Source organism: Bradyrhizobium sp. MI1.7 (assembly GCF_055811795.1).
Genome location: NZ_JBVVPO010000066.1, coordinates 1 through 17,158 on the forward strand (window position 1 = coordinate 1; position 17,158 = coordinate 17,158).

Annotated in this window: 19 protein-coding genes; 7 read left to right on the forward strand and 12 right to left on the reverse strand. The window is 66.1% G+C overall.

The window, feature by feature from the left end:
* From AC0L3X_RS37380 to AC0L3X_RS37405, 6 genes are all read right to left on the reverse strand, one after another.
* Positions 1–499, reverse strand: a 499-nt coding sequence (locus tag AC0L3X_RS37380; RefSeq protein ID WP_473317237.1) for a YoaK family protein, incomplete at its 3' end; no start/stop codon positions are given.
* A 66-nt stretch (positions 500–565) separates the two neighbouring features.
* Entirely contained in the window at positions 566–2,320 is a 1,755-nt protein-coding gene (locus AC0L3X_RS37385; RefSeq protein ID WP_063985532.1) for a SulP family inorganic anion transporter, read from the reverse strand.
* Positions 2,321–2,416: 96 nt separating this feature from the next.
* Positions 2,417–2,689: a helix-turn-helix domain-containing protein gene (locus AC0L3X_RS37390; protein WP_014492044.1), complete on the reverse strand. Its 273-nt coding sequence runs from the start codon at positions 2,687–2,689 to the stop codon at positions 2,417–2,419.
* 307 nt (positions 2,690–2,996) lie between these two features.
* A complete protein-coding gene (locus tag AC0L3X_RS37395; RefSeq protein WP_063985533.1) occupies positions 2,997–5,045 on the reverse strand; it encodes an elongation factor G in 2,049 nt (682 codons plus the stop codon).
* A gap of 153 nt (positions 5,046–5,198) precedes the next feature.
* Positions 5,199–5,681 carry a DUF992 domain-containing protein gene (locus AC0L3X_RS37400; protein ID WP_063985534.1) on the reverse strand — a complete coding sequence of 161 codons (483 nt, stop codon included), beginning with the start codon at positions 5,679–5,681 and terminating at the stop codon, positions 5,199–5,201.
* Positions 5,682–5,853: 172 nt separating this feature from the next.
* A complete protein-coding gene (locus AC0L3X_RS37405; protein WP_039157959.1) occupies positions 5,854–7,056 on the reverse strand; it encodes a pyridoxal phosphate-dependent aminotransferase in 1,203 nt (400 codons plus the stop codon).
* A 574-nt stretch (positions 7,057–7,630) separates the two neighbouring features.
* Here AC0L3X_RS37405 and AC0L3X_RS37410 point away from each other — a divergent pair.
* The 6 genes from AC0L3X_RS37410 (at position 7,631) to AC0L3X_RS37435 (ending at position 11,530) form a co-directional block, all read left to right on the forward strand.
* Positions 7,631–8,281 (forward strand): glutathione S-transferase family protein, encoded by a 651-nt coding sequence (locus tag AC0L3X_RS37410; RefSeq protein ID WP_063985535.1) that lies wholly within the window; start codon positions 7,631–7,633, stop codon positions 8,279–8,281.
* A 152-nt stretch (positions 8,282–8,433) separates the two neighbouring features.
* Entirely contained in the window at positions 8,434–8,610 is a 177-nt protein-coding gene (locus AC0L3X_RS37415; RefSeq protein ID WP_187387820.1) for a hypothetical protein, read from the forward strand.
* A 73-nt stretch (positions 8,611–8,683) separates the two neighbouring features.
* Positions 8,684–8,842: a hypothetical protein gene (locus tag AC0L3X_RS37420; protein ID WP_085965621.1), complete on the forward strand. Its 159-nt coding sequence runs from the start codon at positions 8,684–8,686 to the stop codon at positions 8,840–8,842.
* A gap of 128 nt (positions 8,843–8,970) precedes the next feature.
* Complete coding sequence (locus AC0L3X_RS37425) at positions 8,971–9,783, forward strand: PAS-domain containing protein (protein WP_063985536.1); 813 nt, start codon at positions 8,971–8,973, stop codon at positions 9,781–9,783.
* A gap of 87 nt (positions 9,784–9,870) precedes the next feature.
* Positions 9,871–10,326, forward strand: a complete 456-nt coding sequence (locus AC0L3X_RS37430) for a GNAT family N-acetyltransferase (RefSeq protein ID WP_014492036.1) — start codon at positions 9,871–9,873, stop codon at positions 10,324–10,326.
* Positions 10,327–10,588: 262 nt separating this feature from the next.
* A complete protein-coding gene (locus tag AC0L3X_RS37435; RefSeq protein WP_063985537.1) occupies positions 10,589–11,530 on the forward strand; it encodes an aldo/keto reductase in 942 nt (313 codons plus the stop codon).
* An 18-nt stretch (positions 11,531–11,548) separates the two neighbouring features.
* On the opposite strand, the gene hmuQ is transcribed toward AC0L3X_RS37435, so the two are convergent.
* From hmuQ to AC0L3X_RS37450, 3 genes are all read right to left on the reverse strand, one after another.
* Positions 11,549–11,872, reverse strand: a complete 324-nt coding sequence (hmuQ, locus tag AC0L3X_RS37440) for a heme-degrading protein HmuQ (protein WP_028151824.1) — start codon at positions 11,870–11,872, stop codon at positions 11,549–11,551.
* Positions 11,873–11,958: 86 nt separating this feature from the next.
* Complete coding sequence (locus AC0L3X_RS37445) at positions 11,959–13,176, reverse strand: DUF1501 domain-containing protein (RefSeq protein ID WP_063986693.1); 1,218 nt, start codon at positions 13,174–13,176, stop codon at positions 11,959–11,961.
* Between the two features lie 2 nt (positions 13,177–13,178).
* Positions 13,179–14,735, reverse strand: coding sequence for a DUF1800 domain-containing protein (locus AC0L3X_RS37450; RefSeq protein ID WP_473317238.1), 1,557 nt, complete (start codon positions 14,733–14,735; stop codon positions 13,179–13,181).
* Between the two features lie 114 nt (positions 14,736–14,849).
* Here AC0L3X_RS37450 and AC0L3X_RS37455 point away from each other — a divergent pair, with 114 nt between their 5' ends.
* Positions 14,850–15,077, forward strand: coding sequence for a cysteine-rich CWC family protein (locus AC0L3X_RS37455; protein WP_084795306.1), 228 nt, complete (start codon positions 14,850–14,852; stop codon positions 15,075–15,077).
* Between the two features lie 62 nt (positions 15,078–15,139).
* Here AC0L3X_RS37455 and AC0L3X_RS37460 read toward each other — a convergent pair whose 3' ends face one another.
* The 3 genes from AC0L3X_RS37460 to AC0L3X_RS37470 form a co-directional block, all read right to left on the reverse strand.
* Positions 15,140–15,835 carry a glutathione S-transferase family protein gene (locus AC0L3X_RS37460; RefSeq protein WP_063985539.1) on the reverse strand — a complete coding sequence of 232 codons (696 nt, stop codon included), beginning with the start codon at positions 15,833–15,835 and terminating at the stop codon, positions 15,140–15,142.
* A 185-nt stretch (positions 15,836–16,020) separates the two neighbouring features.
* On the reverse strand, positions 16,021–16,251 hold the full coding sequence (locus tag AC0L3X_RS37465; protein ID WP_063985540.1) for a hypothetical protein: 231 nt from the start codon (positions 16,249–16,251) through the stop codon (positions 16,021–16,023).
* Positions 16,248–17,027, reverse strand: coding sequence for a sulfite exporter TauE/SafE family protein (locus AC0L3X_RS37470; RefSeq protein WP_063985541.1), 780 nt, complete (start codon positions 17,025–17,027; stop codon positions 16,248–16,250). Before AC0L3X_RS37470 ends, AC0L3X_RS37465 begins: the two co-directional genes overlap by 4 nt.
* Positions 17,028–17,158: the final 131 nt, after the last annotated feature.

Sequence of the window (17,158 nt, forward strand, 5' to 3'; positions counted from 1 at the left end):
CGTTGCGGCCGCGGATGGTGCGCAGCAATTCGTGGCCCTGGATGTCGGGCAGGCCGAGATCGAGAATGATCAGCGCGCCCGTGACATAGGTGAGGCCAAGGCCCGCGCCGCCATCGATCTGGAACACGGCGTTCTCCAGGCCCATCGCGAGCACGATGGCCGCGATCGCGAGGTTCGACAGGCCGTAGGCATGGCAAAGTCCGGCACCCGCAAGCAGCCCGGTTTCAATGAGGAGCAGCCAGGGCTGCCGCTCGGCCCCGCCGCCGAGCACGACGAGGCTGCCGGCCGCAGCTCCGGCCACGAACAGCGCGATCAGGCCGAGGGCGCTGGCGGCCTGCCACCACTGCGCTTCGGCAAGGCTGACGCCGAGACGCGTGGAGTTGCCGCTCATGAACGAGACGAACAGGCCGCCGAGATGCAAGAAGCCGATGCCGTCGACATAGCCCGCCAGCATGCTGAGCGCGCAGGCCAGCGCAATATTGCGACGCGAATCCAGCATTCCCTGCACCACCGCCGTGACGCGGCAGTGTCGATCAAATCGGCCGGCTTGAGAAGTGCGCTGCCGTCAGGTCGCGGCCGCGTCATCGGCCACGGGCCGCGCCGCGCCGCCCTTGATGTCAGCGACGGCACGCGCGATCGTCGCGCGATAGCGCGCACGCGGCGGCGTCACGCCGTGGGTGAGCAGCGCGCGGCGAACCGCGGGCGACGCCCCCGTGATGAACAGCCGGATGCCGTGGCGGTGCGCCTTGACGGCGACGCGACCGAGCACGTTGGCGGCCGTCGAATCCAGGAACGGCACCGCGGCGAAATCGACCACAAGACCCTTGCGCTGGTCGGCGATGCCGTCGAGCACGTTTCCGATTGCCGAGGCGGCACCGAAGAAGAACGCACCGGTGATGCGATAGACCAGCACGTCGCGATCGATGGCGAGCGCGGGATCGTAAGGCACGCGCTCGCCATTGCCGTCATCGGGACGATCGGCGGCCACCAGCGGGGAGCGCTCCTCGATGCCCGTCATCTCCGCCATGCGGTGGATGAACAGCACCGCGCCCAGCGCGAAGCCGACCAGGATGCCTTCGGTCAGGTCGCGGAAGATGGTGAGCAGGAAGGTCGCAAGCAGCACGACGGCATCGCCCCAGGATGAGCGCAAGAGCGTCGCGAATTCGTGCTTCTCCGCCATGGTCCAGGCGACGACGACGAGCACGGCGGCCAGCGCGGCCAGCGGGATGTAGCTCGCGAGCGGCGCTGCGATCAGCATGAACAGCAGCAGGAAGACCGAATGCAGCATGCCCGCGAGCGGCCCGCGTCCGCCGGCGCGGATGTTGGTGGCGGTGCGCGCGATCAGTCCGGTGACGCAGATGCCGCCGAACAGCGCCGAGCCGATATTGGCCGCGCCTTGCGCCACCAGCTCGCAATTGGAGCGGTGACGGCGACCGGTCATGCCGTCGGCCACCACCGCCGACAGCAGCGATTCGATCGCGGCGAGCAGCGCGAAAGAGATCGCATCCGGCAGCACGGCCGTCGCCTTCGCAAGCGAGAACGCCGGCAGCGCCGGCGACGGCAATTCGCGCGGAATGCCGCCGAACCGGCTGCCGATGGTTTCGACCGGCAGCGACAGCACGGCAGTCGCGACCGCCGCGAGCACGACCGCGATCAGGATGCCGGGCCAGGACGGCCGCCAGCGCCGCAGGCCGGCGATGACGGCAATGCTGACGATCGCGACCGCGACGGCGGAGGGATTGATGGTGTGCAGGCCTGCGGCTAGCGCAACGAGTTTCGGCACGAATTCGCTGGGCTCTTTCCCAGCCAGCGTGATCCCGCCGAGATCGCGGAGCTGGCTGGCGAAGATGATCACGGCGATGCCCGCGGTGAAGCCGACCGTGACGGGGTAGGGAATGAACTTGATGTAGGTGCCGATCCGCAACAGGCCCGCGGCGATCAGGACCATGCCCGCCATCAGGGTGGCGAGGATGACGCCGTCGACGCCGTGCCGCTCCGCGGTCACCGCGACCAGCACGATGAAGGCGCCGGCGGGCCCGCCGATCTGGAAGCGACTGCCGCCGAGCAGCGACACGATGAAGCCACCGACGACAGCGGTGTAGAGCCCGCGGTCCGGCGTCACGCCCGAGGCGATTGCGATCGCCATCGACAGCGGCAGCGCGACGATGGCAACCGTCAGGCCCGCGAACACATCGGCGCGGAGATCCGCGAGGCCGTAGCCTTCGCGCCAGACGGTGACGAGCTTGGGGAGATAGAGTTCGGCAAAGGTCGGTCGACGCAGCTGATGCAGCTTGCCTGCGTGTTCGCCTGTGATGCTCATGTCCGCAGAGTGCTCCGCTGCCCACAATGCTCCGGTGCATCGTGCAGCGCGCGCGTGCGACGATGCGCTAGCTCATCCCGAGCACGATCAATGCGATCATGCTCCCACGCGGCGCGGCGGCCCCGGCTCCTTCAGGCGAACGCCCCGCCCGCCGCTGTCGCTGCGGGCCTGCTCGCCGATCAGCTCGACGCCGGCCCGGTCGAACGCCTCGACCACCTTGATCAAGGTCTCGACCACGCCGCGCACATTGCCGGTGCTGGCCTCCATCCGCTGGATGGTCGGCAGCGAAACGCCGGCGAGCTCGGCCAAGGCTTTCTGGTCAATGCCAAGCAGCGCGCGGGCTGCCCGCATCTGGAACGACGTGATCACCGTGGCCTCACGTATCAGAGTTTATAAGTGATATCTGGAGCATGTACAATGATGTAAAATACATCATTGTAGGGCGGGCGCAAGGGGTGCCCGTCCTGCCGCCTCCGCCATTGCGAGGAACTCTTGCGACGAAGCAATCCAGACCGCCTCCGCAGCCAGTCTGGATTGCTTCGCTGCGCTCGCAATGACGGAGGTTGGGCGCGGGTTCGGCCAAACGAAACACCGTGGGCGCGGAAACAGCCCCTCACCTCAGCCTCCCCCCGTAAAGAACGGGGAGAGGGAGTGAGAGAGCCGTGCTTCCCTTACATCACGCCGCGTGCTGATGCGCGGCGATGATCTGGTCGGCGGCGCGGCCGGTCACCTCGGCCATGTGGTCGAACTGACGGGTGAAGCTGCCGGCTCCGGCCGTGGCCGAACGCAGCTCGACGATGAGTTCGCCGATCTCCGCTTCCGGCATCATGGCGCGGACGCAGTCCCATCCGCTCCAGCCGTCACGGGTGTCGAAGCCGAGGATCTGGCCGCGCCGCGCCGACAGGATCGCGTTGATCTTGGCGGTGGCGTCGGTCGGGCAGACGATCTCGACCACGTGGATCGGCTCCAACAGCACCGACTGGCATTGCGGCAGGCCTTCGTTGAGTCCGACCCGCGCCGCCGTGCGGAAGGCGAGGTCGGAGGAGTCGACGCTGTGATAGGAGCCGTCGGTCAGCGTCACCTGCAGATCGGTGACGGGGAAACCGAGCGGGCCGCGCGTCAGTCCGTCGACAACGCCCTCTTCCACCGCGCCGATATAATTGCGCGGCACCGCGCCGCCGACCACTTTCTCGGTGAACTTGAAGCCCTCGCCGCGCGGCAGCGGCTTGATGTCGAGCACGACATCGCCGAACTGCCCGTGGCCGCCGGATTGCTTCTTGTGGCGGCCGCGCTGGACGATCGGCTTGCGGATGGTCTCCTGGTAGCCGATCGCGGGTGGATGCGAGGTGATCTTGACGCCGAAGCGGTCGCGCAGCCGCTCGCTCGCCACGCGCAGATGCATCTCGCCCTGGCCCCACAGCACGGTGTCGTGGGTCTGGGCGTTCATCACGACGCCGAGCGAAGGATCCTCCTCGTGCAGCCGAGCAAGGGCCTGGCCGAGCTTGACGTCGTCCTTGCGGTCGGTGGCGGCGACCGAGATCGCGAGCACCGGCGGCGTCGGCTCCGGGGCGAACAGCGCAGCCGGCGGGGACTTGCCGCTCGAGACCGTGTCGCCGGTCTTGATCGGGTCGACCTTGGCGAGCGCAACCGTGTCGCCGGCTTCGGCCGCGGCACGCTTGGTATCGTAGGCGCCGTTGACGGCGAGGATGCCGGAGATGCGGCCGCTCCCGCCGGAGGCGGATTGCAGCGTGGCTCCGTCGTCGAGATGGCCGGCGAGCAATCGCGTCAGCGACAGCTTTCCGCCGTGCTGCGAATGCAGCGTCTTGAAGACGTAGCCGAGCGCCTCCTTGCTGGCAGGCACACCGAGACGCTTTGCAGTTTCCTCGATGCCGGGCGCCTCGTGGCGCAGGGCCTTCATCAGGCGCAGCACGCCGTTTTCGCGCGCGGCGGCACCCAGCAGCACGGGGCAGATCTGCCCCTCGCGCAATTCGCGCGCGAGATCGTCGAACACCGCATCGCGCGGGGGCTGGATGTCCTCGAGCAATTGCTCCATCAGCGCGTCGTCGTGATCGGCGAGCTTCTCCAGCATCGAGAAGCGGGCCTCCTTCTCGCGATCGAGATCTCCGCCTTCGAGCGCGACCACCTCGGAGGCCTTGTGCTCGCGGTAGATGAACGCACGTTCCAGCGCGAGATCGACGAAGCCCTCGATCAGCTCGCCCTTCCAGATCGGGATCTGGCGCAGCACCAGCGGTACGCGCGAGGCGGGCTGGAGTGTCGCCAGCGTCTCGCGGATGCGCTTGTTGGCGCGGTCGATCTTGTTGAGGAACAGGAAACGCGGGATCTTCAGTTCCTCCAGCTCGCGCAGGATGATCTGAAGCTGCGGCAGCTTCTTCTCGTCGGCCTCGCAGACCACGACCGCGGCGTCGACAGCGGGAAGCGCTGCACGCATGTCGTGGGCGAACTCAACGGAACCGGGACAATCGAGGAAGGTGTAGCTGTCGCCCATGAAACTCGTGGTGGCGGCAGTCAGGCCGACGGTCATCTTGTGATGACGGGCCTCCGGGGAGGCGTCGCCGACGGATGTTCCGGCGTCGACGCTGCCGACGCGGGGTATTGCGCCCGTTCGCGCCAGTATTGCTTCGAGAAGTGTGGTTTTACCGCTTTGGAATGGGCCCACCAGTGCGATGCACCGTGGACCTCGGGGACTTCTGACGTCTTGTCCCATTCGCCGCCTCCTTGGTGTGGAGCTCGGCCCATGATTGGGTCGGCAAACGCCGATGCTCTGCCCGTCCCCGAGATTTGGCAAGCATCAAAAATCGCTGCGGTGCGTCGTTGCCGAGATCGCGTCGGACCGACGCGATCTGCACACGCGAAATTGTCAACGACCCGGACGGAGTTCCAGACTCTCGAGGCCGGCGGCGACGTTGAGGCCGACCTGGCCCTGTACGCTGAGCGGCTGGAGCGCGATCGAATTGTTGGAGCCGCCGATCAGCGCGTTGCCACCGATACCGACGCCGACCGAGGCGCTGCCCTGCGCGCCGGCATAATTGCCCGAGAGATCGCCGGGGCCGAGCCGATCGACCGGCGCGAACACGCCCCAGGCAAGTGTGGTCTCCTGGGTGATGCCGATGTCGAGGCCCACTTTACGAATGGTCGCGACGTAGCGATCTTCCGGCAAACCGTCGGCACGCAGGACGCAACCGAGATTGGTCACCGATCCCACGATGAAGCCAACGCTGGCGCCGCCGCGGCATTCGAGCACGCCGACCCGGACCATCCGCTGCTGCTGAGCGCCGCTGTTTGCGACGGAGGCAACGAGGCTGGCCGCGGCGAGCCCGGCGAGGATGAACGAACGGCGCATGAATATCTCCGGCGATGAATGTGATGCGAGCAGAGAGAGCGCCCCACCCGTGTTGCGCGATGGTCTATGCCACAAGAGCCGTGGTGGTGCCAGATCACGCGTGACGATAAGCGTGCAAACAATAAAAAGGCCCGCCGGAGGCGGGCCTTTTCGATAGGTATTTGCGACGGGCTCAGCGGAGATTACCGCAGAAGCGCTGGATGCGCTTGCAGGCGTCTTCGAGGTCCGAGGTCTTGGTCGCGTAGGAGATGCGGAACGCCGGGCCGAGGCCGAAGGCCGAGCCCTGCACCACGGCGACGCCTTCGGTCTCGAGCAACTCGGTCACGAAGGTCTCGTCATTGTCGATCACCTTGCCCGACGGCGCGGTCTTGCCGATGGTGCCGGCGCAGGAGGGATAGACGTAGAACGCACCTTCGGGACGCGGGCACTCGATGCCCTTGGCCTGGTTGAGCATGGAGACCACGAGGTCGCGGCGCTCCTTGAACACCTTGTTGTTGGCGGGGATGAAGTCCTGCGGACCGTTCAGCGCTTCGACCGCGGCCCATTGTGCGATCGACGACGGGTTCGAGGTCGACTGCGACTGGATCGTCGACATCGCCTTGATCAGCTGCGCCGGACCGCCGGCGTAGCCGATGCGCCAGCCGGTCATGCAATAGGCCTTCGACACGCCGTTCACGGTGAGCGTGCGGTCGTAGAGTTTCGGCTCGACCTGCGCGACCGTGGTGAACTGGAAGTCATCATAGACGAGGTGCTCGTACATGTCGTCGGTCATCACCCACACATGCGGATGCCTGACCAGCACGTCGGTGAGCGCCTTCAGCTCGGTCCTGGTGTAGGCCGCGCCGGTCGGGTTCGACGGCGAGCACAGGATCACCCATTTGGTCTTCGGCGTAATCGCACGCTCGAGCGCCTCGGCCTGGAGCTTGAAGCCGGTCGCGGCGGTGCAGACCACCGGCACCGGCTCGCCGCCGGCGAGCGCCACCATCTCGGGATAGCTGACCCAGTACGGCGCGGGGATGATCACCTCGTCGCCCGGATTGATGGTCGCCATCAGCGCGTTGTAGAGCACCTGCTTGCCGCCGGTGCCGACGATGATCTGGTTCGGCTTGTAGGCCACGCCGTTCTCGCGCTGAAACTTGCCGATGATGGCTTCCTTCAGCTCGGGAATGCCGTCGACGGCGGTGTACTTGGTCTTGCCGGCTTCGATGGCATGGATCGCAGCCAGCTTGATGTTGGCGGGCGTGTCGAAGTCGGGCTCGCCGGCACCGAGGCCGATGACGTTGCGGCCCGCCGCTTTCAGCGCACGTGCTTTATCCGTGACCGCGATGGTCGCGGACGGCTTCACACGGTCGAGCGCAGCGGCAAGGAAGGACATCGTCATCTCCTGACAAGCGTCGTGAACCCTTTGGCCTCACGACTCCGATTGTGGGAATGAGCCACCCTAAAACGTGTGCCGCTGCGCCGCAAGAAACTTCGGCCCGATCTCGAAAAAGTTTACGGATCTGGAGCGCTTCTAGGCGCGTTTTCCCGCAATTTTCCGTAACTTTGCCGCCGGAATCCCTCATATCCGGCAAGGCCTGTCCTCGGAGCAATTTGGCGCGTTGCGCGCCGCCATGAAGCTGACGGCAGTCTGACGCTCGAGAGGACACTTGAGACAACCTTTGAGCGACTTGCTTTGAAAGACTTGGACCCGTCAGCAGCCGAGGCGATCACGACCGTTCAATCGTCCTGCACGAACGTGCGGCCGCGATGCGTCCGCGCGCTGACGCAAGCGTGATCTGATTTGTAGCGTCGCGCGAAAATGATCTTCCGCGGCATTGCAGTGCGGTAGGGTTTTCGAGTTTTTCTATGGCGCGGGTCTTGCGGCGGATTCGCAACGGCATCATTGTTTGGCCGCGGTACTGGGCAACGAGTACCGCGCCTTCCCGTTTTCGGAACGAACTCCCAGAATGTACAAGCTCTATTCGATGCAACGCTCCGGCAACAGCTACAAGGTCCGCCTTGCGCTGGCCCTGTTGAACGTGCCTTACGAAGCAGTCGAAGTGGACATTCTGCGCGGCGAGAGTCGCACGCCGGACTTTCTGACCAAGAACCCGTCGGGCCAGGTGCCGCTGCTCGAGGTCGGCGACGACCGCTATCTCGCCGAGTCCAACGCCATCCTCTGGTACGTCGCGGTCGGCACGCCGCTTGCGCCCGAGAACCGCATTGACCGCGCCGAGGCGCTGCAATGGATGTTCTTCGAGCAGCACGCGCTCGAGCCGAACATCGGCGCCGCCTATTTCTGGCTGTCGCTGGTCAAGGGCGGCCGCGATCTCCAGACCCACTCCCTGGAAGACTGGATGGAGCGCGGCTATGGCGCGCTCCAGGTGATGGAAAACCACCTCAAGACCAACGCCTATTTCGCCGCCCGCCAGCTCACGGTCGCCGACATCGCGCTCTACGGCTACACCCACCTCGCCGAGCGCTGCGACTTCGACCTCTCGACCTTCCCGGCGATCCGGGACTGGCTGAAGCGCGTGGAAGCTGCACCCGGCTTCGTGGCGATGGACTGGCGGCCGGCCGACGTCGACGACCCCGCCAGCATCGCGGCGGGCGCCTGACGGCGCGCTGGCCCCGGGAATAGCGGGCATAAGGGCAGCCTATGCCGCATTCTCGCCATTTTCGACGCTATGGCCGCCCCAATATTGCCGGTTGAAACGGGGAAATTGTTCGAGTCGCGGGTGATTCGCTCGCACGTTGAAGGATTTAGACCATGATTCGGGCGTCCGGCACGGCAGGCTTTCGGGGCCAAACCGTTACCGTTTCGTCTTCCCGGCTGACCAACGCGGTCGTGGCCTCGCTCGCCGTCGCCGCGCTCTCGCTGTGCCTGATCGTCACCCTGACGGTGCTGTCGACCAAGGCGACCATGGCGATGGGCCTGCCGGTCTGATCCCCGTTTCATCCCGGACCCGCCTTCAAGGTGCCACGCGGCCCGCGCCGACCGGCATCGCGACAGGACACCGATGAAATCGCCTGTGGTAGTCGTTGCAATCACCCTGACTGCGGCCATCCTGGTCGCGGCATCGCTGTTGATTTTCACCGGGGTGCGCAAGAGCTCCGGGACGTCGACGCTGAATGCGCCGGCGCAGCAGCAGCGCCTCAGGCACGCGCATTTGGCCTAAAATCATGCGAAAGCTTTGCCCTTGCCGGCAAGTGCTCCTTAAGCGCACCGCATGAAATCGCATCGCATGGGCGCAACGATCGGCCAGTGTTGCGGCCTTACCTCGTTCGGGAGGAGCGAGACTGGCCCATGCGGTTTGGATGGCGTGCGATCTCCGGTCCGGCGCTGACAGCGGCAATTGCGCTGCTGGCGATCCTGCTCGATCGCTATATCCACGTTCCCTCGCCTGCCCCCCTGTTCGTCTGCATCGTGGCGCTCGCCGGCTCGCTATCGGGTCTCGCTTCCGCCATGACCAGCGCTGCCGTCGCCGTGATCGGCGCGGCGTTGTTCTTTCTGGCCCATCGAGCCCTGCCGGGCTATGCGACGGCGGATCTGGTCCGGCTCGGCCTCCTCGCCGTGACGACTGCCGGCACCGCCGCAATCACCGGCCTGATGCGCGAGCGGCTGCTCGGCACATTCGCCGCCGAGCGCCAGAGCCACGCCACCGCCGCGCGGCTGTCGGCCGCGCTCGACCAGGTCGATATCGGCATCGTGCTGCTCGACGCCGAAACGCGTGCCGAATTCATCAACCGCGCATTTCGCGACTATTTTGCGCTGCCGGACGAAGTGGCCGACGGCAAGCCGCCCTTCATTGCGCTGATGTATCACGGCCGCGACACCGGCGCGTTCGAGCTGCCCGAGGATGAGCTTGGCACCTTCATCGCGCAGCGGATGCAAATGGTGCGGATCGGCGATGCCAGGCCGATCAACATCGCCTTGCGCAATGGCGAGGTGCTGCGCTTCGTCTGCGCCGTCCTGCCCGATGGCGGGCGCATGCTGAGCTACACGCCCGTGACCGACCTCGTACGCCACACCGACCCGCCCGCGCGCGCCGAGTACTACCGCTCGCTGCGCGATCCCGCGGGCCGCAGGCTGATGCGGTACTTGCGCGTCGCGGAGTGATGCGACGGCGCGATTGATCGGCAGTGCGATCATCACGTATGAAGGACGCTTCATCGTCTTGCGTCCTCCGAGATCGCGGAAACCCACATGTCGCTCACCATTCGCTCCGTCACGAAACAGGACTACGATCAATGGCTGCCGTTGTGGGATGGCTATAACGCTTTCTACGGCCGCTCCGGCCCGACCGCGCTGGCGCCCGAAATCACGCGGATGACGTGGCAGCGCTTCTTCGATGGCTATGAGCCGGTGCATGGGCTGGTCGCCGAGAGCGACGGCAAGCTGCTCGGCATGACGAACTATCTGTTTCACCGCAGCACCACGGCGATCGAACCGTCCTGCTATCTGCAGGACCTGTTCACGCTGGAGGCCTCGCGCGGCAAGGGCGTCGCCTCAGCGCTGATCTACGGCGTCTACGAGCGCGCAAAGCTCGCGGGGTCCCCGCGGGTCTACTGGCAGACGCACGAGACCAACGTCACGGCGCAGAGCCTGTACGACAAGGTCGCCGAGCGCTCCGGCTTCATCGTCTATCGCAAGATCTTCTGATCGCGGCAGCCGCGGAGTCCCTGTGGATAACTCTGCCTGTCACCCGCGCGTAACATAGCGGGACTACGTTGCACCTGCGTCTGATCAGGCCCCCCGTCACCGATCAAGCGCCCCAAAGCGGTCCCCGTCAGTCGCCGCGTCTGACAGGGGCCGCATTTTTTTGCCTTCAGTTCCCGGCAGCATGGCAGCAACGCAAGGCGACGCCTTGCCGCTAGCGGGCAGCGCGGCCACAATGGCCCGCTTTCTCCTGACAGGACCTCCCATGGAAATTCGTAATCTCGGCGCCTCCGGCCTCCGCGTGTCCGCGGTCGGGCTCGGCTGCAACAATTTCGGCCAGCGCATCGACCTCGAGGCCTCGCGCAAGGTGATCCACCGCGCGCTCGATCTCGGCATCACGCTGTTCGACACTGCCGACATCTATTCGGCCATGGGCGGCTCGGAAAATGTGCTCGGCGCCGTGCTGGGCGATCGCCGCAAGGACATCGTGCTGGCGACGAAATACTCCAAGCCGATGGCGGAGGACGGAACCAAGCAGGGCGCCTCGCGCCGCTACATCATGGCGGCCGTGGACGCGAGCCTGAAGCGGCTGAAGACCGATTACATCGATCTCTACCAGCAGCACGATTACGACCCGCTGACGCCGATCGAGGAGAGTCTTCGCGCGCTCGACGATCTCGTCCGCCATGGCAAGGTCCGCTACATCGGCAACTCCAACTTTCCGGCGTGGCGGATTGCGGAAGCGGAGTATGTCGCGCGCGCGATGAATGTCAGCCGCTTCGTCTCCTGCCAGGACGAATATTCCCTGGTCGTGCGCGACATCGAGAAGGACCTGCTGCCGGCAGCAACGGAATACAAGCTCGGCCTGTTGCCGTTCTTCCCGCTCGCAAGCGGACTTCTGACCGGCAAATACAAAAAGGGTGAGTCTGCACCCGGCGACACCCGCTTTGGCCAAACTCCGCGACTGCGCGACCGCTATGTCACCCCGCGCAACGAGGCGATCGTCGAGAAGCTGCAGGCCTTTGCGCAAGCGCGCGGTCACTCGATGCTCGAGCTCGCCTTCTCCTGGCTCGCCGGCCGCCCGCAGGTCTCGAGCGTCATCGCGGGCGCCACCCGCGTCGAGCAGATCGAGCAGAACGTCAAGGCGATCGCGTGGAAGCTCAGCGCCGATGAGATGGCGGAGATCGACAAGATCACCCAGGGCTGATGTTTAAAGCGCGGCGCGTTACTTCGCGCCGCGTCCCACCGTCTGCATCACCTCAAAGCCCTCGAACTGGGGATGGCCGAGATAGAGCGGCTTGTTATCGCCAGCGCGCTGATGCGCCGCGCGAAACGCCTCCGACTTGGTCCACGCCTCGAACGCGGCATGGTTCGCCCAGATGGTGTGCGAGGCATAGAGCGTGTGGTCCTCGAGCTCGGGACCGCGCAGCAGATGGAATTCGACGAAGCCCGGCACCCCGTCGAGAAACGTGTCGCGCGAGAGCCAGACCTGTTCGAAAGCGGCTTCAGAGCCCTTGGCGACGCGGAAGCGGTTCATGGCGATGTACATGCGGGTGATCTCCTGATGCTCGGCTCATCATGTCGTCATTCCGGGACGCACCGCAAGACACGGGCCCGGAATGACGGTGGCTGTTATTACGCCACCAATCCCTTCATCGGCCGCGCTGCGGCGCTGTCCGGGAATACGGTTTCAGCCAGCACGCGATCGGACAGGCCGAACTGTCCCTGCAGCACTCCCTTGATCACGGAGCGCAAGTCCGTGGTGGGCTTGAGGTCGCGTCCCTCATACAAGTTCGCGAGCTTGAGACCGGGCCAGTCGGAGATGACGCGGCCGCCTTTCACCGCGCCGCCGGCGAGCAGCGCGATCGTTCCCGTGCCGTGATCGGTGCCGTCGGTGCCGTTGATGCGCGCGGTGCGGCCGAACTCGGTGGCGACGACGATTGCGGTGTCGCGCCAGCGCTCGCCAAGGCCGCTTTCGAACTCGGCGAGCGCGCCATCGAGGCCGCCGAGCAGGAAGGCCAGACGCCCGACCGGACCGCCTTCATTGGCATGCGTATCCCAGCCGTCGAAGGCGAGCGCGGCGATGCGCGGGCCGTCATCGGCCGCCATCAGCTTTGCGGCGCCGCGCGCGACCTGGCGCATCTGCGCAACCTGGTTGCCGGGTTTCGGCTTCATGTCGTCGCCGCTCGCTGCCTTCTCCAACTGGAGGCCCTGCGACAGCGCGGAGGCCAGCGCGGGATCGCGGTGACGGTAGAGATCGACGAGGCGCATGGCGGTGTCGTCGTCGGCTTGCGGCAGCGCCACCGGCGCCCAGCCGACGGTCGGCGCATTGCCGCGCAAGACCAGCGGCGTGGTCGGACCGACCGCGAGCCCACTCGACACACGCTCGCCGCGCGGCAGCGCTTCGAGCGCGCGATTGAGCCAGCCCGATTGAACGCGGCCGGGACCGGCATAACCGCTTTCGAGCACGTCCTGGCCATCGAAATGCGAGCGGTCGCGATAGGGCGTCGCCACCGCATGGATCACCGCGGCATGCATGTCGCGATACATGCGCGCGAACTCCGGCATCGCCGGATGCAGCGCGAAAAAAGTATCGAGCATGATCGCGGGATGCGCGCCGTCGGCGGCAAGCGCGATCGAGCCGTGAAGGCCGGCATAATCGGGATCGCCAAGCGGCGCGACGGTCGAGAGCCCGTCGAGCGCGCCGCGCAGGATCACCACGATCAAGCGCGGATCGCGCCCGCCGGCCGCGCGGGCGAATTTCGGCAAATAGGCCCAGGCCGCGAAGGACGCGCCGCCGAGCAGGAGGCCGCGGCGCGAGGTGAGGAGCCGGTTCTCGACGCAGTCGATCATCATCATCTCCTCTGCATTTCCGGCGACATCAGCAGCAGTGCCAGCGCCTGCTGCCGCGACTCCGCGCGCTCGATGGTTTTGCGCGTCTCGATCGAGGCCGCATCCGCAGCCGCGAACTCCAGCAGGTCGAGCGGATCGATGTTGTTACCGAGCCGCGCGCCCATCTGTGCCGCGATGTCGAGCCGGAGCTTGATGCCTTCGGGTGCGGCCCAGGCCGCGCTGGTATCCGGAAAACCGTTCGGCCCGGCCGGCGACCACAGTGGCTGGCCGAGCAGGTTCAGGTTATTGAGATAGCCACCGGGATCCTCCGGCACGCGCGCGAGCAGCCGTCCGCTCGCGACCACGAAGTCGTAAGGCGAGCGCATCTTCGTCAGCGGCGCCTTCCAGGCCTCGTCGGAATCGACTAGCGCAACAGCCATTGCCTTGAGATCACCGTCGGTCTTGACGAAGACGTCGCGCAATCGCGCAACGAGCGCCGGCGGCGGATCGTCGGCAACGAAATGGCGGACGAATTTGGTGGCGATGAAATTGGCGGTCGAGGGATGGCGCGAGATGTCGGCGAGCGCGGCCTCGCCTTGCGCAAGGCCGGTCGGCCCGTAGGTCTTGCCGAGCAGCATTTGCGGCCCGGGCTGGTGCGCGTTGGCGTTGAACGCGAAGGAGCCGGGCGTTCCCAGCTGCCCCTGCCGTCCGGCAAAGGTCCAGCCGGTGATGATGCGCGCGAGCGAGGTGACGTCGTCCTGCGTGTAGCCGCCGCCGACGCCGAGCGTATGCAGCTCCATGATCTCGCGCGCGAGATTTTCGTTCAGCCCGCGCTTGCGGTTTTGCCCGGCGCGCGAGTCCGGCCCGAGCGATTGCTGGTTGTCGAGGAAGAACAGCATCGCCGGATGCTGCTCGACCGCCCTCAGCATGTCGGCGAAGCGCCCGAGCACATGCGGCCGGATCGCCTCGCGCTCGAACGCGCCGGCCCAGATCCGCGCCAGCTCGCCCTTGCTCGCGGAGATGCAGAAATGGTTGGACCAGAACACCACCAGCCGCTCGGTGAAGCCGCACTCGACCAGCGTCGCGCGTTGCAAGCGCGCCAGCGCCTCGGCGCGAAAGGTTTTCTGGATCACGTTGAGCGGCTGCGGCGCGGGCTTGGCGGCAGGGGGTGCGGCAGCGCTGGGCTGCATGGCGTCCGGTTTCGCCGCATTGTCGGCGGGCTTGGCCTCGGCCATCTGGCCGGCGATCTCGGTCGCGGCCGCGTTCAGCGAAAGATTGCGGCGCAGCCCCGGCTTCTGATCGGCCGGTGCCTGCTGCGACCCTTCGGCGGGCGCAACGGCCTTCGCGGCCTCGCGCGCCTGCTTGACCTGGTCCTGATAGGCGAACACGGCCTGCCCGAGTTGCGGCGTCGATTGCAGCCCCGGCGCTTCCAGCAGCACGCCGTTGGGGCGGGCGAGTTCCGCCTTCACGAAGCCGCGCGGATCGGACGCCGCGTTGACGAGATCGCCGGACGCCCCGCCGCGCGCTCCGAAACCGAAACGGTTGAGCGCGACGAGGGCAGCTTGCGAATCGCGGGCCATCGATGTGTCCTTCGCGCGTTGCCAACCGCTTTCCGAGTCTGAGCGCAGCGCCTAATATACCGTAGCGGGAGATGAACCCGGCATGAAAATGACGGCGCAGCGTTTGGGCAAATCATGACAAATCCGAAAGAATTTCCCTCCGATTTTCCCTTGCCGGAACCGCGCCGCCTCGCCTGCTCCCGTTGCGGCACCGAGTTCGGCTGCGATCTCTCGGGAAACTGCTGGTGCGCGGAGGAAACGGCGCGGCTGCCGATGCCAGTCAAGGGCGAGGATTGTTTGTGCCGGGAATGTCTGAGGAAGGCGGCGGCAGAAGCGCGTAGCCCGGATGGAGCGCAAGCGTAATCCGGGAATCCTTCCGCGGGCACCAATCCCGGATTTCGCTGCGCTCCATCCGGGCTACGAAGCTACACCGCGTGCCCCGGCGACTTCCGCGCCATGCCGTCGAACGCGTCGAGCAGTTTTTCGCGCCACGCATAGACGGGATCATCCACTTCCAGCAGCCTGAACGGGCTCACCACACGCGCCCATTGAAAACCGCCGAACACGATATAGTCGGCATAGTTCGGCGCGCTGCCGCCGAGATAGGCCTGCGTCTTGAACGTCTGCCGCATTACTTCGAGCGACTTGCGGAACGCGACGACGCCGGTCTCGCGGCTCGCCTGGACCTCTTCCAGGGGCTTGCCGAACCGCGCCTCACGCGACTGGCGGAAATAGGCGGCGTCGACCTGGCCGAGGTTTTTCGGGATGTCGGCGACGATCAGCAGAGAGAGGCCGCCGACGATGGCGATGTCGCCCCAGGCATTGAGCATGCGCGCCATGGCGCGGCCGCCCTCGCCGCCGAACAGCGACGGCTGGTCTGGAAAATTGTCTTCGAGATAGTTCGCGATCGCCCAGGAATCGATCACGGGCTTGTCATGATGCAGGAGCACCGGGACCTTCTCCGAGCCGTGCGGCGAAATCGCGCCCTTCTCGGTGAAGCGCCAGGGCAGCGATTCCGCCGACAGGCCCTTGTGCGCCAGCGCCATCCGCGTGCGCCAGCAATATGGGCTGAACGGGCGCGCAGCATCGGTACCGACGAGTTCGAAGAGCTTGAGCGACATGAAAGGCCTTCCCTGCCAGACCCTCATCCTGAGGAGCGCGGAACGCGCGTCTCGAAGGATGAAGGCCCGATCTCGGCCTCGCCCTTCGAGACGCGCGCAAGATGCGCGCTCCTCAGGGTGAGGGTCTCCCATTCTGGATTGCTTCGCTTGCGCTCGCAATGACGATGTGGAGGCGGAGGTGTGTGTCACCGCCCGTTCGTGCGCAGCAACCTCTCGCCGTCCGTCGTCACCGCGATGATCAGCCCCACACCGGGCAGCGTGTCACGGGTGACGTAGCCGCGCTCGGCGGCGTCTTCCCAGATGGTGAGACGCGGGCACGAGGTCTTCCAGGTCGCGATCACCTCGGCATAGGCGCGCGGCTCGCGCGCGACCCATTCGACGAAGTCCAGCACCAGCGGATCGGCCGTCTCGCTCATTGCAAACCTCCCTTGTCGAAGGCCGCCAGCACCGGCGTGCGAACCAGCAGCCAGCCGCCATAGGCCATATAGTAGCAAGCGATGGTGGTGATCAGCTTGTTCGACCAGGCCACGAATTGCTGGTCGGTCATGGCTTCGAGGATGCGCCGCGCCAGCGTGGTGCCGAGCATCGAGGCGAGAATCGCGACGCCGGCGAGCACGGGATCGAGGCTCGCGGCCTGGTCGATGATGCCGCCGAAATAGACGAGCTTGGTGAAATGACTGACGAGCTGGCACATCGCCTTGGTCGCCACCTTCTCACGCCGGCCGAAATCGCCGCCGAGAAAGAAGGTGTCGAGCAACGGGCCCGACACGCCGGTCATCAGCATCAGGCCCATGCAGATCGTGCCATAGACGGTGCCCTGCCAGAGACGGTCAGGATCCGGCTTGATGTTCGACGGCAGCAGCCGCGCCATGAACGGGGTGACGCCGAGCAGCAGCAGCGCCATCGGCTTGTCCGGCACGTAGCGGGTGAGCGACCAGGCCGCGAGCGCGACGGCTGCGCCGACCATGTAGTTCGCGACCGGCCGCCAGCGGATATGCGCGCGCCAGAGGAAAGCGCGCCAGCCGTTCGAGGCCATCTGCGTGATCGCATGCAGCACCATCGCGGTCGGCAGCGGCATCAGCGCCAGCAGCACGCCGATCAGGATCAACCCGCCCGCCATGCCGAACAGCCCCGACAGGAACGCGGTGGCGACCATCAGCAATCCAAGGGCAGCGATCATGATGGGCGTCACGGGCGGAATCTCCTGGGGTACGGTTCAAGTCAGGGACGCAGAGTGCATCACTCCCTCGCCCCGCTTGCGGGGAGAGGCTGGGGCGAGGGGGGAGTCTCCGCAAGGAAGGTGGCAGAGGGGCTCGCGGAGAG